A 14,335-nucleotide genomic window follows, 5' to 3' on the forward strand; every position below is an offset into this window, starting at 1 on the left:
ATGGCGTTAATCGACCACCTCGACCACCTGGTGCTGACCTGCGTGGACCCTGAAGCGACGAAGCACTTCTATACGGAGGTGTTGCAGATGCAACTGGAGACCTTCGGCGCGGGGCGGCTTGCGTTTCGCTTCGGCAACCAGAAGATCAATCTGCACGTGCGTGGCGCGGAATTCGAGCCCAAGGCGCATGTGCCGGTGCCGGGCGCGCTCGATCTGTGCTTCATCGCCTCGGTGCCGCTCGACGCGGTGATCGCGCATCTCGCTCAGAAGAACTGGCCGATCGTCGAAGGTCCCGTCGAGCGCACGGGCGCGACGCAGAAAATCCGCTCCGTTTATGTGCGTGACCCGGATCTGAACCTCATCGAAATTTCCGAGCTGATTTAGACCGGTTCACTAATCTCGCCAGCTATCGCCGTTGCACCGGAGGGCGCCGGCGCAGCGGCGAGCGCGCCGGCCCGCTTGGCCGGAACGCGCACGTGCATCCCAGCGCGCTCCGCTTCGCCATCCTCCGATCCGCACTTCCTCCCGAGCCCGCGATGCAGGACAATCGTCTCTCGCGCGGCCTTGCCCCAATCATCATGGTCAATCCACTTCACTTCGATCTGCAATCGCTGCGGGTCTTTCTGCTCGTCGCGGAACATGGCAGCCTCACCAAGGCCGCCGAGCACGGGCAGCTCACGCTTTCGGCCGTCAGCAAGCGCATTGCCGAGCTTGAAAGCGTGACCGACTGCGCCTTGTTCATCCGCCGCGCGCGCGGCGTGGATCTCACGCCCGCGGGGCACGCGCTGCTCGAGCACGCCACGCGCGTGGTCGATCAGGTGAATCGTATGGCCACCGAAATGAGCGACTACGCCGCCGGTGTGCGTGGGCATGTGCGCATGTGGGCGAATACGTCGGCGATCGTGCAGTTTCTGCCCGTCGATCTCGCGTGCTTCCTGAATGAGCATCCGGGCATCAAGGTCAGTCTCGAAGAACGGCTGAGCCACGAAATCGTCGAGGCGCTCGGTGCGGGCAAGGCCGACCTCGGCGTGTTTGCCGACAACGTGCCCGCGCCCGGCATCGAGCGGCGGCTCTATCGCCGCGACGAACTGGTGCTGCTCGTGCCGCGCAGCCATCGCTTTGCCGGGCTCGACGTCGTCCGTTTCGCGGATACGCTCGACGAAGACTACGTGGGCCTGAGCGACGGCAGCTCGCTGCTCGCGCGCATGACGGACGCGGCGTTCGCCATTGAACGATCGCTCAAGCTGCGCATCCAGGCTTCGAACTTCGACGGCGTGTTTCGGATGATCGAAGCGGGGCTCGGCATCGGCGTGCTGCCGCGCGACGCGGTGAGCGACGAGCGCGGTAAGGCCGGCGTCGTCAAGGTCAAGCTGGCGGACACGTGGGCTACGCGCACGCTGTGGATCGGGATAAAGGCCGATAGCGCGCCAAGCTCGGACATCGTGAGCCTGTTCGACTACATGTCGTCGCGCGCGGCGCAATGAAAACCGGGGCGGCGCCGCATGACGCGGCAGCCGCCCCGATGATCCAGGGACGCTCGAGGAATCAGCCGGTCAGACCGGATTGATCTCGTCCTGGCTGCGGCGCGTCGTGAGCGGCCCGAGCGCACGCAGGGTCACGGCGACGATGGCCAGCGCGGCGGAGATCACGCCGAACATTGCGATCGGGCCGTGCTGCGTGAGCACCGGCAAGAGGATGAACGGCAGGGCGCTGCTCATGATGCGCGAAAGCGAATACGTGCTGCCAATAGCGGTCGATCTGACGCTGGCCGGAAAAATCTCGGCCTGGTACACGTGATAAGCGTTGCTGAACACATTCGACGCACAGGTCGTCAGCACGCCGAAGCAAACGATCAAGGCAGCCTGCCCGGAATACGCGAAGCCAAGCCCAAAAATCGCAATGGAGATGAGCGAGGCGATCACGAGCGTGCGGCGCTCGATCCAGTTCAGCAGCGGCACGGAGAGCAACGAGCCGATCGGGTAGCCGAGAAACGAGAGCGCGACGAAGAGCGTGCTGCCCGTGACGTCGATGCCGCGGCTTTTCACGACCACGCCGGCAAGCGTGCCGAAGCCGTAATAGCCGAAGGCCTGGAACAGGTGAAACACGACGAGCATGAAGTAGCGCTTGTCATAGGGTGCACGCCGCAGCACGGCGATGCGCTCGGAGAGGCGCAGCGGGTGCTGGCGCGTTTGCGGCTCGGCAAAGCGCTTGGGCATCTGTGCGCCGGCGCTTTGCGCGAAGCGGCCGAGCATCGCATAGGCTTCGTCGTTGCGTCCTTGCGCCAGCAGCCAGCGCGGGCTTTCGGGCAGGCGATGCTGCACGGCCAGCACGAACAGGGCGCCAAGGCTGCCGATGGCGAGAATGATGCGCCACCCCGCGACTCCGCCGAGATGCAGCGGGTTGAGCCAAACCGCGAGGAAGCCGACCAGCGGCACTGCGACATACGACGTGGTATAGGCCCACGCAGCGAGCCGGCCGCGCTTTTCCTTCGGCAGAATCTCCGAAAGAAAACTGTCCGCCACCGGATAGATCGCGCCGACGCCGACGCCGGTCAGAAAACGGCAGACCACGAGCATGGTGGCGTTCACGGAGAATGCGGCGAGCAGCGAGAACGCGCTGTACCACACGAGCGTGAACAGGAAAGCGCGCCGCCGGCCGATGCGGTCGGCGAGACTGCCGAGAAACAGCGAGCCAAAAAACATGCCGACGAAGGCCGAGGCGAGCAGGAGCTTGAACGCGAGGCTGTGCGCGTCGAGCCCATACTCGTTTTGCAGCGCTGCCCCGATCGAGCTGACGAGAAAGATCTCGTACATGTCGAAGAAAAGACCAATGCCGATCACCCACACCACGAAGCGATGCAGCGCGCCCACGGGCATGTCGTCCATGAAGCTGCCGAGCGTGATGCTTTGGGGGCTCGGAAACGCGGCGTCCGCGGCTAGCGGGCGGGTAGGCGCTTCGCCCGGCGCGTCGCCGCCGAGGTCCAGGGGATGGCTGTTCATGCTGTCTCCAGTATTTTTGATGCCGCGCCATGAGCCGCGGCCGGGGCGCGATTCCGTACGAACGATACGGATGAGGCGTGATGCAGAGTGTGGGAGATTTTCGCGAGCGCGAAAATTGAGGAAGGGTGAAGCGTGCTTTCCCGCGGGGAAAGGCTGGGGGTGGGGCGTCGCCCCCAGCACCCCGACCCGGACTACGTCACAACGATGACGCTGCTGCAGTGCTTCCGACTGGCCGAGGGGGATCGATCAATCCCGAACGCAGCGAAATCCCGCGTAAACGTATTGGTAATGCGCCTGGAACCAGTTGCGAAACGTCGGCCGCACCATGCATTGCGCGGTGCGAGGCGAGCCGCCTTTCATTGCGTAGTGCTGACCGTCGAAGAAGTTTGCCGAATACCCCTCGTAGAACGGAAACGCCTTGAAACCCGGCAGCGGCCCGAAGAGCGTAGAGGTCCATTCCCAGCCGTTGCCGTACAGGCCTTCTACGCCCCACGTGCTGGCGCTGTCCGGCGTGGCGTCGACGGCCACCGGGTTCCAGTCGCGGAAATCGAAGTTATCGGTGCGGCCGGGCAGTGCGCCGTGCGCGGCGCGCTGCCACTGCGCCTCGCTCGGCAGCGCCATGCCGCGCCAGCGCGCAAAGGCGCTGGCTTCCGCGTGGCTCACGTACACGGGCCATGCAAGCGGCAATGCGATGTCTTTGAACATCGTGCGCAGCAGCCAGCCTTCGGGGCCGCGCGACCAGAACACGGGGTGCGCCACGTGCGCGCTTTCCTTCCAGGCCCAGTCCGCGTCGTTCCAGAGTTCGCGCCGCTTGTAGCCGCCGTCCTCGATGAATTCGAGAAAAGCGCCGTTCGTCACCATGTAGCGGTCGATCTCGAATGCCGCTACGTCGACCTGCTGCTCGCCGAACTCGTTGTCCCAACCGAATAGTCCGCGCTCGGCGGTCATGCCGAGCGCCGAGCGGCCCGCTGGCACCTGCACCGTCCCGGCCTCGACCGTGTGGAGCGGGTTGGCGCGCGCGAGCGTTGCCGCGGGCGCCTGCTTTTGCTCGAACGGCAACTGGTGGAGCATGTACGCGAGTGTTTCGACATGCATGAGCCGATGTTCGATCGCGACATTCAGCAACTGTCCCGGCGTGTCGTGATTCGAGGCATCGGGCGGCAGGCCGAGCGTCGAGAGTTGCGCGTCGATGCGGCTGCGCGCGTCGTGGCCGTAGGCAAGGACTTCGGCGAGGTCGGGCCAGTCGGCGGGCGTATCGGTCGGCAGGCCGCCATCGACGGGATCGATGCCGAAAGCGAACAGCTGATCGAGGCGCGCATCGGTGGAGGGCAGGTCGAACAGGCGCTTGTCGAAGAGGTTGCGGTCAAATGCTTCCAGATGACCGATATAGAACACGATGCGGTGACGCTCGCGAATAGGCCGCTCGTAGAGAAACTCGGGTTTGACGACGTTGAAGAGCGCGTCGCTGGCGGTGCGCGCCGCTTCGAGGCGGGCAGCGAGCGTGGGAGATTGCGGGAGATGCATTTCGGCGATTCTCCTTGCGTGGGCGTAGGACGAAACTTTAACCCTGCGCAGGAGTTGTGCCAACGGAGATGCCGCGCCGATGAGGCCCGGTACGGGTAACCCGGGCGGCCCGCCCGGGGTTTACCACGAATTACAGGTGCCGCAGACCTTCGAGATCGATGATGCGGATCAGCTTGCCCTGTGCGTCGATCAGGCCGCGCTTTTGAAATCTCGACAGGGTGCGGCTCACCGTTTCGAGCGTCATGCCGAGATAGCTGCCCATGTCCTCGCGCGTCATGCGCAGGTTGAACTCCGCGTGTGAGTACCCACGCTGGCCGTTGCGTTCGGAGACGTCCAGCAGAAAGGCGGCGACGCGTTCGTCGGCGGAGAGCGAGCCGAGCACCATCATTTGCGACGATTCGCGGATGAGCTGCTCGCTCATGAGGCGGTGCAGCCGGTCTTGCATGGCGCCGGTTTCACGGCACAAGTGCTTGAGCGCCGAGTAGGGAATGATGCAGACCGAGCTGTCTTCGAGCGCAACGGCGCTGCAGGTGTAGAAGCCGGTGCTGATGCCGTCGATGCCGAGCGGGTCGCCGGCCAGGCGCAGGCCGGTGACCTGCTCGCGGCCGTCGCGGTGCGCCATGACCGTCTTGAGCGAGCCGGAGCGCGCGACGTAGAGATTGTCGAAGGCGTCGCCGGCGCGGTACACGGCTTCGCCGCGCCGCACACTGCGCGCGGAGCAGATCAAAGCTTCGAGTTTCGGCAGGTCGTCGAGGGTGAGGCCCTGGGGCATGCACAGGTGCCGCATGGCGCAAACCGAACAGCGTGTGGAGGTGCGCGGTGCCGCCACGGGTGTGCGATTGCTGCGGCGCACGGTGGTATGGGAAACGACGTTAGGATTCAGCATCGACAATGCTCCTTTGATCTATGTCCAGGCATTGTCTACCGGGGTCGAATCTCAAATTGGTGGCAAAGTGACGCGCTTTTGAGATGCTTCGTTTTGAGCCTCGTCAGAGGGCGCTTGCGCGCCGTCTGACGGAGCGCAAGCGACTTTTCGATAATGTGCAAAACCGCGTGCACTTACTGCGACTACTGATCGGCATTTCCAGCGGCTGACGGAATCAGGAGGACAGGCAGGGTGGACTGTCGCACGCAGCGTTCGGCAACGCTGCCGAGAATGAGGCGCTGGAAACCGCGGCGGCCGTGCGTGCCCATCACGATCAGATCGGAGCCTGCGGTCTTCGCGGCGTTGAGCACGAGCGTCGGGACGTCGTCGAGCGAGGAGGCTTCACCCGTGAGCATGGCGCCTTCCACGCCTCGCTCGCTCATCGCCTTGTTCATGTCTTCCGCGAGTTCGTTGCCCTGGGCGATCATCTGGTTGCGCAGGATCGAAGGGTCGTAGCCGGGCGCGTCGAAATACATGGGCGTGTTCTCGATCACGTAATACGGCTGCAGGATCGAGCCCATTGCTTTCGCCAGTTCGAGCGCGGCTTCGAAGGCGCGGCGCGACGTGGCGCTGCCGTCGACGGCGACAAGGATGCGTTTATACATAAGACCTCCTCTTTGAGTGGGATCGAGAATCTCGCGGCCCTCGGGCGATGCTGCGACGAGGTGGCGCGGCGTGTCGTAACTGGCGAGAAGCTTAATGGATCGCAAGTAAACATGCAGTTGGACTGTATGAAAGATGGAAGGAACGCGAAGGAAGATCAAGTGGGCTGCGTCGGAATACCGCGCTCCCGTAAGTTTCTCAGTTGCTATTTCATTATGTTGCACGCGCACCGGCATACCGCTATCGTTGCCTCTTTTTCGCTTCGCGCCGTCTTCCCCTCCCGTGAAATCTTCCTCCGCTAACCTGCCGTTTCGCGACGCGCTGCTGGCCATGCTCGGCATTGGCCTCGTCAACATGCTCGTCGCACTCGATCAAACCGTTGTCAGCACCGCTTTGCCCTCGATCGTCGCCGAACTGCACGGCTTCGAGTTCTATGCGTGGATTGCCAGCGCCTACCTGCTGGCCTCGGTCGTGACGGTGCCGGTGTTTGGGCGGCTCGGCGACTACTTCGGCCGCAAGCGCTTCGTGATCGCCGCGGTGATCGTGTTTACGGTGGCCTCCGTGCTGTGCGGGCTCGCGACTGACATGCGTTTTCTCGCAGCGGCTCGCGCATTGCAGGGTGTAGGGGGCGGGATGATGGTGGGCACGGCGTTCGCCTCGATTCCCGATCTCTTTCCCGACCCGCGTGCACGGGTGCGCTGGCAGGTCGTCATGGCGGCCGCCTACGGCATCGGCACGGCGGCGGGGCCGTCGCTGGGCGGCTGGCTCAGCGAGCACTTTGGCTGGCGCTCGACATTTCTCGTCAATCTGCCGGTTGGCGCGCTTGCACTTTATTTCATCTGGGCGCATCTGCCGCGCTACCAGCCGGCGCGTACCGGCGAGGTGCGCATCGACTGGACGGGCGCCGCGCTCGTCGCACTGGTGCTGGGTGCTTTCCAGACCTTGATCGAGGCTGTGCCCAAGAGCGGCCTGACGACTGGCAACGCCGTGCTCGCGGTGGCGGTACTCGTCGGCGCAGCGCTGCTGCTCGCCTGCGAACGCCGCGCGACGCACCCGATCATCCCGCTCGACCTGTTTCGCGACCCGCAGCTCGTCACGTTGTTTACGCTCTCGACGCTCTCGGGCTTCGTGATGTTCTCGCTGATCTTTTTCGCGCCGCTGCTCCTGCAGGGCGGTTTCGGGCTGTCGCCCCAGCAGGCGGGCCTGCTCGCCACGCCGATCGCCGCCTGTATCGCGCTAGGCAGCCTGATCAATACGCGCATCGTGATCCGGCTGCGCAGGCCCACGACGATTCTGACAGTCGGTTTCAGCCTGCTGGTCGCGGCTTCCGCTGGCCTCGCCTTCGCGTCCCGAAACACGGCGCACCTTTGGCTCGAACTGGCGATGTCGGCCGTGGGTATCGGACTTGGCTTCATCCTGAACAATCTGAATATATTCGGCCAGGAGATTGCAGGGCGGGAGCGTTTCGGCATCACGACCGCGTTGCTGCAGTCCACGCGCATGGTTGGCGGCATGCTCGGCACCAGCGTCGTGGCGACGATCGTCAACCACCGCTATGCGGCCGGTGTGGGCGATGCGCTGGCGGTGATCGGCGCGCCGCTGCAACAGCACTGGCAACCCCAGCTCGCCGATCCGCGTGTGCTGATCGACCCGGCGCTGCGCGAGGGCCTCGTCGCACAGATGAAGGCGGCGGGGCTCGACGGCGCGGCACTGATCGATGCGGTGCGCCACGTGCTGGTGGACGCGATCCATCTGGGAATCGGGCTGACGGGCTGTGCGGCGCTCGCGGCGGCGCTGTGCGTGGGGCGGATTTCCCACATCCGCTTCAGCCGTAGTAGCCCTTCGGCGGCGCAGAAAAGCGGCGAAGCGAGAGCCGCCGAGGTCAAGGCCGATTAATGCACCATTGATGCCGCCGCGACCGGCGCCAGGCAGTGGCGCCGAAATGGTCGTTTTAGGTCATATTTGTCAGACAAAAACAACATGTGCCAGCCGGAGCAAAAAGGCCCACCACCCGGACAATGTGAACCTGCCCCTTTCAGGCGTCGCACTTACGCAGCATGCGCCATCGCCCCGAACAGCGCGTGGTGCGTCTGCTCGCTCATCGCGATTTCCAGCGCGACGGCATTCTCCACGCCAATGCGCATCGGCGCGCCAAGCCGCTTCAGTTCGATGCCCGTGCGGCGCAGCAGGCGCTCCATCGGCGTCGTGGTCACCGTCACATAGCTGTTGATGCCCGCGCGGTCGGCGAACGACACGACCGCGCGCATCGCGCTCATGGTCACGTCGGCAAAACCGAATGCCTGGTCGTTGCCGGATTCGATGGCGAAGCGGCTCAGTTCCCAGATGTTACGGGCCGTAGGCGCGGCGTTGCCTTGCAGCAGTTGCGGGAACGTGTCGCGCAGCATGTTGGGGCCTTCGGTGGGCATCAGGCGCCAGCAGCCGCGCACGTGGCCCGCGCCGTCCTGAATCAGCATGTAATGGGGCCCGAGCGCGTCGTAGCCGTCGATTTCCATCCCCGCAATGGTGGGAATGTCCCAGCCCAGGCGGTCGCGGAACACGCGCGCGCGCAGCCTGTACATCTCATTGATGTCCTCGTTGTCGAAGTCCTGTCTCAGTCCGATCCGTATCGCAGCTTGCATGACAACTCTCCCGATTTGTGTGGAAGCGCGGCAGTACGGTTCGAAAGCTATGCGTTATGAATATAAAAAAACACCTATCTAGATAGGTAGGTGCGCAGATAGGGTCTCTTAAGGAGAATCACTTCCGCGGCAGTCACTCATCAGGCATATCTGACAGCGAGAGTCATCATGGAACTTATGGGCAATCAATGGCATTCGGGTGCGAATACCATGTCGTCCCCCGGGGATCTGTCTTCGGTCGTCGACCGCGTCCTGATCATTGCGTATCGGAAGAAGAAGAAAGAGAGCCAGCGCCGCTTCTGGGCGCGTTTCGGCGTGACGCAGTCGCGCGGCAGCCGGTTCGAGTCGGGCGCGGAGATTCCGCCGCCGGTGTCGATCCTGCTCGGGCTGTATTTCAACAAGACGATTTCGGACGGCGACCTTGGCCGTGCCGAGCGCGTGTTGCGCGGCGAAGCACCGATGGTGCTTAGCCCGGGTCAATAAGACCCATCTGCGTCGCAATCACGGCTGCCGCTCGCCGTGAGTTCACGCCGAACTTCCCGCGAATGTTCTTCATGTGGAAGTTCACGACGGCTTCAGAGCAATTCAGGATGTGAGAAATTTCCCAAGTGGACTTGCCTAGTGCAGTCCACTTGAGGCATTCCTTTTCCCGTGGCGTGAGTTTGGGAATCAGCGACTGAACGTGGTCGTTCAGGTGCCGCTGGCTCGTGTCCAGCACGAGATCGCGCAGGAGCACGAGATTCGGCAACGCACGGTTCACGTCCTCCCAGAAATTGTCATTGGGATTGGCGTCGTTGACGAAGCACAGCATGCCGACTTCCTGGCGTGGGCCATGGATTGGCAGGGTGATGCCCGCGCGCAGCCCGTACGAGCGGGCCTCCTCATACATCGATTGTTGCTGCTCTGTCGCGAAAAGCTCCGGCGACCAGATGAGCGGCGCCGAGCGCGTCGTGCAATGCGATACGGTAGGGTCGAAGTAGGCCATACCGTGGTCGTTGTACGTCTGCCGCCACGCGGCCGAATAGTTCGTGCGGATAAACGCGTCCTCGAGCCTCATGCCCGGGCGCGGCAAGATAGCCAGCATGAGCTGGCTGAATCCCCACGAGCTGGCGAGCTTCGCCACCGCGTCGAACCACGCTGCCTCTTCGGGCGCGTCGAGCACGGGCGACATCTGCTCAATAAAATGTAGAGGCACGTTCAACACTCTCCATCAGCGCTGGGCGAGATCGCGGGGCAAGGCCTCGGACACTCGCTCCTCGCTTCTTATGATGTAAGAATTTATCACTAAATTCCTATCCGATCCCCCCTCGTCTGCAATCCTCCCGCTTTGTGGGGTCATTTGTGTCAGATTTCGGTGACATCGGAGAGAATTTCTGCGTCTCCTGAACAAGCGTGCTGTATGCACGAAAGGAGTGCATTGTACCGGCGCTGAAATAAAGCCCGACGGCATTTCGAAAGCGGCAAAAGCGTGCAATTCGCCGGGATAATGCTGTCGATTTATCGGCTTTCATTTATTTTCTGTCTTTTTCATTTCTACTTTTAACCGCACTCGACTGAATACTGTCTGAATCCGCCATTACGGCGATATCGCCTGGATAATCGCAAATGGTTCGCCGCACAACGGGCGGCGAACCGTTGTTCATGGCTTGCGCAGCAATTCGATCACGCGCGTCGGCCGCATGTGGTTGAGCGCAAAGTGCAGGCGCCCCGGGCTGCGGCGCGCCCCTGGTTCGCGCGCGGCGTTGCGCTGCCAGTCGACGTCGTTAGGCTCTTCGGGCTCGCTCATGCCGAGGTCGACGACTTCGTATCCGGACTCCAGCGCGATCGGCAGCCGGTGCACGCCCTTGCGGCTGTCGAAACCCGCCAGGCCGTCATCCGCTTCGGCCACGCTGTTGTCGAGCGTTGCGTTGCAGGTCGTCACTTCGTCGGGGCCGATGCAGCCGTCGCCCGCGAGGCGCGCGGCTTCGCGGTTCTTGCCGTCGGTGTCGACCGAGCTATCGTGCGTGCGGTCGTTGTGGAGCTCGGCGCTTCGCGGCCGCGACTGCGACGCGCTGACATCTCCCACATTCGCTTTTTGCATGTCGTCGGGACGATTCATGATTCTTCCTCCTTGGAAGATGTGGGTGTCTGCATTCAGCAGCCAATTCCGCAAGCGCCGTTCCGCTGCAGCGCCGCACCCTTGAATCGGGGTGAAAAGCAAGCCGGTTCGCCAGGAGAACGCCTCCAGCGATGTTGCATTTTTTTCGTTGGTTTGGGCTTTTTCCCAGGAGTATGATCCTCTTTCAACGAGTTGGCGCGCTTTCAATTAATGGGCCGGGCGAGGGCTCATGCTGTGGCTTTGCCGCACGATCTTGAATGCACGCGCCAAATAAAATGGACGAGGCAGTCAGGGGCGGGTGACACACATGCACTTCGACGCTGCATTTACGCATCGTGGCTATTTGCTGAATTGCGCACCGGCGCGCGCCGGTGACGGTACGTATCAACCGTATGTGGTGATTTCGCGCTCGAGCGACGGCGAACTCGTTGCCAACCGATTTTTCCCTGCTGAATTGCGCTTTTCCGATGAGGCGGCTGCCATCGCCCATGCGCGCGACTGGGCCGTTCGTTGGATTGACGCGAGCACGGTCACGCTCTGAACGCGCGCGCTCTTCGGGCGCAGCCCGTCTCCGACAGTGCTTCGGCGAACTCCCGCAAAACGCGGTAATCTCTGGGGTCGATACACTCACTCCCGCACAGAACTCGCGTCTGCTGCCGCATCACCATGTCCAAAGCTGCTTCCCCTGACTGGGGCCTGGAACAGATCGTCGCCGATCTGCGTGCGTCGCGTGAAGAACGGCACCGCACGCGCCACCCACTTGGTATCCGCGAATTGCCGTCCCGCGATGCGGTCGTCAACATCGTGGCCGGCCTGCGCGCCGCGCTCTTTCCCACGCATTACGGCGCGCCGGACCTGACCGATGAAAGCATCGACTACTACGTCGGCCATACGCTCGACAGCACCTTGCGGCTGCTTGCCGAGCAGATTCGCCGCGCGTTGCGCTTCCTGCCCGAAAGCTCGCAGGCCAGCGAGGACGAACTGCGCATACGTGCATTCGAAGTCGCGCGCGAGTTTGGCCGGCAACTAGCCGATATTCGCGCGCTGCTCGTGAGCGACATCCAGGCGGCGTTCACGGGCGACCCGGCTGCGCAGCACATTACCGAGATCCTGCTGTGCTACCCGGGCGTGTGGGCCATGACGCATCATCGGCTCGCGCATGCGCTGTACCGCCTCGGCGTGCCGCTGCTCGCGCGTTTTATCAATGAGATCGCGCATTCCGCCACGGGCATCGACATTCACCCGGGCGCGCAGATCGGATCGAGCTTCTTCATCGATCACGGCACGGGCGTCGTGATCGGCGAGACGGCGATCATCGGCGAGCGCGTTCGCTTGTATCAGGCCGTGACACTCGGTGCGAAGAGCTTCGCCGCCGACCTCGACGGGACGCTCGTGAAGGGCAACGCGCGCCATCCGATCGTCGAGGACGACGTGGTGATCTACGCGGGCGCGACGATTCTCGGCCGCGTGACGATCGGGCGCGGCTCCGTGATTGGCGGGAACGTGTGGCTCACGCATAGCGTGCCGCCGGGCAGCAGCGTGCGCCAGGGCAAGATTCGCGAGATAGAGCGGGGCGACGAAAGCCCAATGAAGTGAGGATGTGAACGGGACACGGCGTCCCGTTCATTTTCTGCGTGCGTGGTTTTCAGGTATTCGCGACGCTCATCGCGCCGGGATTGCCGACGATCGCAAGAAACTCGCGGCGCGTGGACGGGTCGGTGCGGAACGTGCCGAGCATGCGCGACGTGACCATCTCCACGCCTGCCTTGTGCACGCCGCGCGTGGACATGCACTGATGCGCCGCTTCGAGTATCACGCCCACGCCCTTGGGCTGCAGGATTTCATTGAGCGTGTCGGCGATCTGCGCGGTCATCTTCTCCTGGATCTGCAGACGCTTCGCGAATGCGTCGACGAGACGCGCGAGCTTCGAGATGCCCACCACGCGATGCTCGGGTAGATATGCCACGTGCGCGCGCCCGATGATCGGCACCATGTGATGCTCGCAGTAGCTCTCGAAGCGAATGTCCTTCAGCACGATCATTTCGTCGTAGCCGTCCACCTCCGAGAAGGTGCGCGACAGGATTTCGCGTGGATCAACCTGATAGCCCGCGAAAAATTCCTCATAGGCGCGGATGACGCGACCCGGCGTATCGATCAGCCCTTCGCGAGCGGGGTCGTCCCCGGCCCAGCGCAGCAGTACGCGCACCGCGTCCTCAGCTTCGGCGCGTGACGGACGCGCGACGGTCGCGATGCTCTCGCTCTTTGCGTTCTTGCGTGGCTTTCCTTTCCCGGCCTTTTTTTCTTCGCTCATGCGTGGGCTCCTGTCATGTGCAACGACGCCGCTTTGGCGTGCTCCACGAGCGCACATTGTTTCATGTTTTTTCGTGCCTGGCGCGAGGGGGCATCATTTGGGCCATTCGTCCATGGCGTCGTTGAAGAGTTCCGCCACGACGCTTCGCAGCCATTCGCCACGCTGCATGTTGTGATACTTGCGATGCCAGTGCTGCTTGAGATCGAAGCGCGGCAATGGCAGCGGAGGCTCGACGAGCGTGATAGACGCATGCTCGGACACATAGGCGAAGCCGATTGCATGAGGCACCGTCGCGATGAGGTCGGAGCGCGTGAGAATGAACGGCAAGCTCATGAAGTGAGGCGTTTCGAGCACCGCGCGGCGGCGCATGCGCCTTTTCTCCAGATACTGCTCCAGCACTTCCTGGCTGCGTCCTTCGGCGCGCACGACGGCGTGGCCCATGGCGAGAAATTGCTCGATCGTCATGGCTTTGCCCGCAAGCGGGTGTCCGCTGCGCATCATGCAGATGAAGCGGTGCGTGAAGAGGCGCTGCTGGAAGAAGTTGTTGCCGCCGAGATCGGGGAAATAGCCGACCGCGAGATCGATGTCGCCCGATTCGAGACCGCGCTCGACCTGGCTCGGCGGCAGTGACACCGAACGCAGGTTCGCGTTGGGCGCGCGCTCGGCGAAGACCTGCAGGAGGCGTGGGAGAAAGACGATCTCGCCGACATCGGAGAGCGCGATGGAAAACGTGTGGGTGCTCGTGGCGGGATCGAAGTCCTGCGCTTGCAGCATGCCCTTCTCGATACGCACCAGCGCGTCGCGCGCGGCGGGAATGAGGCCGAGTGCGCGCGGCGTGGGCTCCATGCCGCGCGAGGTGCGCACGAAGAGCGGATCGCCGAAATAATCGCGCAGCTTGCCGAGCGCCGTGCTCACGCGCGGCTGACTCACGCCGAGCCGCTCGGCGGCGCGGCTCACATTGCGCGTTTCCTCCATGGCCACGAGAAAGGGGATGAGATTTAGATCGAGGTCTTGCATGAAGGCGAGGGCGGCGCGGCACTATGTCGAAATCAGATAAAGACTAGTCGATGAATTGAAATTCGGGATATTGGGGTATGTGCCCACGGCCGCGCCTGCCGTGGAAGCGCGGCGCAAAGTGCGCCCGTGTGCGCACCGGCGCGCATCGGCACCGACATGAAGTAGATTGCCTGTGTGGGTAGACCCGCCTTGACAAGCCCGCGAATACACTCCGATAAT

At 63.2% G+C, this 14,335-nt stretch carries 15 protein-coding genes; 6 read left to right on the forward strand and 9 right to left on the reverse strand.

Translation table 11 applies throughout. The features are described 5' to 3' along the window. Both L0U83_RS18450 and L0U83_RS18455 read left to right on the forward strand, forming a co-directional pair. The gene (locus L0U83_RS18450; protein WP_233885331.1) at nt 1-384 is read left to right on the forward strand and encodes a VOC family protein; all 384 of its coding nucleotides are present in this window, start codon (nt 1-3) and stop codon (nt 382-384) included. A gap of 194 nt (nt 385-578) precedes the next feature. Continuing rightward, nucleotides 579-1,484, forward strand: coding sequence for a LysR family transcriptional regulator (locus tag L0U83_RS18455; RefSeq protein ID WP_233886557.1), 906 nt, complete (start codon nt 579-581; stop codon nt 1,482-1,484). Nucleotides 1,485-1,553: 69 nt separating this feature from the next. Here L0U83_RS18455 and L0U83_RS18460 read toward each other — a convergent pair whose 3' ends face one another. From L0U83_RS18460 to L0U83_RS18475, 4 genes are all read right to left on the reverse strand, one after another. After that, a complete protein-coding gene (locus L0U83_RS18460; RefSeq protein WP_233885333.1) occupies nt 1,554-2,999 on the reverse strand; it encodes an MFS transporter in 1,446 nt (481 codons plus the stop codon). A 246-nt stretch (nt 3,000-3,245) separates the two neighbouring features. Further along, a complete protein-coding gene (locus tag L0U83_RS18465) occupies nt 3,246-4,523 on the reverse strand; it encodes an SUMF1/EgtB/PvdO family nonheme iron enzyme (RefSeq protein WP_233885335.1) in 1,278 nt (425 codons plus the stop codon). Nucleotides 4,524-4,653: 130 nt separating this feature from the next. Next, nucleotides 4,654-5,409, reverse strand: a complete 756-nt coding sequence (locus L0U83_RS18470; RefSeq protein WP_233885336.1) for a helix-turn-helix domain-containing protein — start codon at nt 5,407-5,409, stop codon at nt 4,654-4,656. Nucleotides 5,410-5,591: 182 nt separating this feature from the next. After that, nucleotides 5,592-6,053: a universal stress protein gene (locus tag L0U83_RS18475; protein ID WP_233885337.1), complete on the reverse strand. Its 462-nt coding sequence runs from the start codon at nt 6,051-6,053 to the stop codon at nt 5,592-5,594. A 328-nt stretch (nt 6,054-6,381) separates the two neighbouring features. On the opposite strand from L0U83_RS18475, the gene L0U83_RS18480 reads away from it, so the two are divergent. Further along, a complete protein-coding gene (locus L0U83_RS18480) occupies nt 6,382-7,947 on the forward strand; it encodes an MFS transporter (RefSeq protein ID WP_233886558.1) in 1,566 nt (521 codons plus the stop codon). 152 nt (nt 7,948-8,099) lie between these two features. On the opposite strand, the gene L0U83_RS18485 is transcribed toward L0U83_RS18480, so the two are convergent. Beyond that, the gene (locus L0U83_RS18485) at nt 8,100-8,690 is read right to left on the reverse strand and encodes an acyl-homoserine-lactone synthase (protein ID WP_233885338.1); all 591 of its coding nucleotides are present in this window, start codon (nt 8,688-8,690) and stop codon (nt 8,100-8,102) included. A gap of 168 nt (nt 8,691-8,858) precedes the next feature. On the opposite strand from L0U83_RS18485, the gene L0U83_RS18490 reads away from it, so the two are divergent. Next, a complete protein-coding gene (locus L0U83_RS18490) occupies nt 8,859-9,173 on the forward strand; it encodes a helix-turn-helix domain-containing protein (protein WP_035514098.1) in 315 nt (104 codons plus the stop codon). Here the strand turns inward: L0U83_RS18490 and L0U83_RS18495 are convergent. Both L0U83_RS18495 and L0U83_RS18500 read right to left on the reverse strand, forming a co-directional pair. After that, on the reverse strand, nt 9,157-9,861 hold the full coding sequence (locus L0U83_RS18495; RefSeq protein ID WP_233886559.1) for a helix-turn-helix transcriptional regulator: 705 nt from the start codon (nt 9,859-9,861) through the stop codon (nt 9,157-9,159). The genes L0U83_RS18490 and L0U83_RS18495 overlap by 17 nt on opposite strands. A 468-nt stretch (nt 9,862-10,329) precedes the next feature. Continuing rightward, nucleotides 10,330-10,770, reverse strand: a complete 441-nt coding sequence (locus L0U83_RS18500; protein ID WP_233886560.1) for a DUF3005 domain-containing protein — start codon at nt 10,768-10,770, stop codon at nt 10,330-10,332. Nucleotides 10,771-11,095: 325 nt separating this feature from the next. Here L0U83_RS18500 and L0U83_RS18505 point away from each other — a divergent pair, with 325 nt between their 5' ends. Both L0U83_RS18505 and epsC read left to right on the forward strand, forming a co-directional pair. Further along, the gene (locus L0U83_RS18505) at nt 11,096-11,329 is read left to right on the forward strand and encodes a hypothetical protein (protein ID WP_028206369.1); all 234 of its coding nucleotides are present in this window, start codon (nt 11,096-11,098) and stop codon (nt 11,327-11,329) included. A 125-nt stretch (nt 11,330-11,454) separates the two neighbouring features. Continuing rightward, nucleotides 11,455-12,384: a serine O-acetyltransferase EpsC gene (gene epsC / locus L0U83_RS18510; RefSeq protein WP_233885340.1), complete on the forward strand. Its 930-nt coding sequence runs from the start codon at nt 11,455-11,457 to the stop codon at nt 12,382-12,384. Between the two features lie 49 nt (nt 12,385-12,433). Here the strand turns inward: epsC and folE are convergent, their stop codons facing one another. Further along, the gene (folE, locus tag L0U83_RS18515) at nt 12,434-13,099 is read right to left on the reverse strand and encodes a GTP cyclohydrolase I FolE (RefSeq protein WP_233885342.1); all 666 of its coding nucleotides are present in this window, start codon (nt 13,097-13,099) and stop codon (nt 12,434-12,436) included. A 93-nt stretch (nt 13,100-13,192) separates the two neighbouring features. Next, nucleotides 13,193-14,116, reverse strand: coding sequence for a LysR family transcriptional regulator (locus L0U83_RS18520; protein ID WP_233885344.1), 924 nt, complete (start codon nt 14,114-14,116; stop codon nt 13,193-13,195). Nucleotides 14,117-14,335 lie beyond the last annotated feature (219 nt).

Origin of the sequence: Paraburkholderia flagellata (assembly GCF_021390645.1) — a bacterium.
Taxonomy (GTDB): domain Bacteria; phylum Pseudomonadota; class Gammaproteobacteria; order Burkholderiales; family Burkholderiaceae; genus Paraburkholderia; species Paraburkholderia flagellata.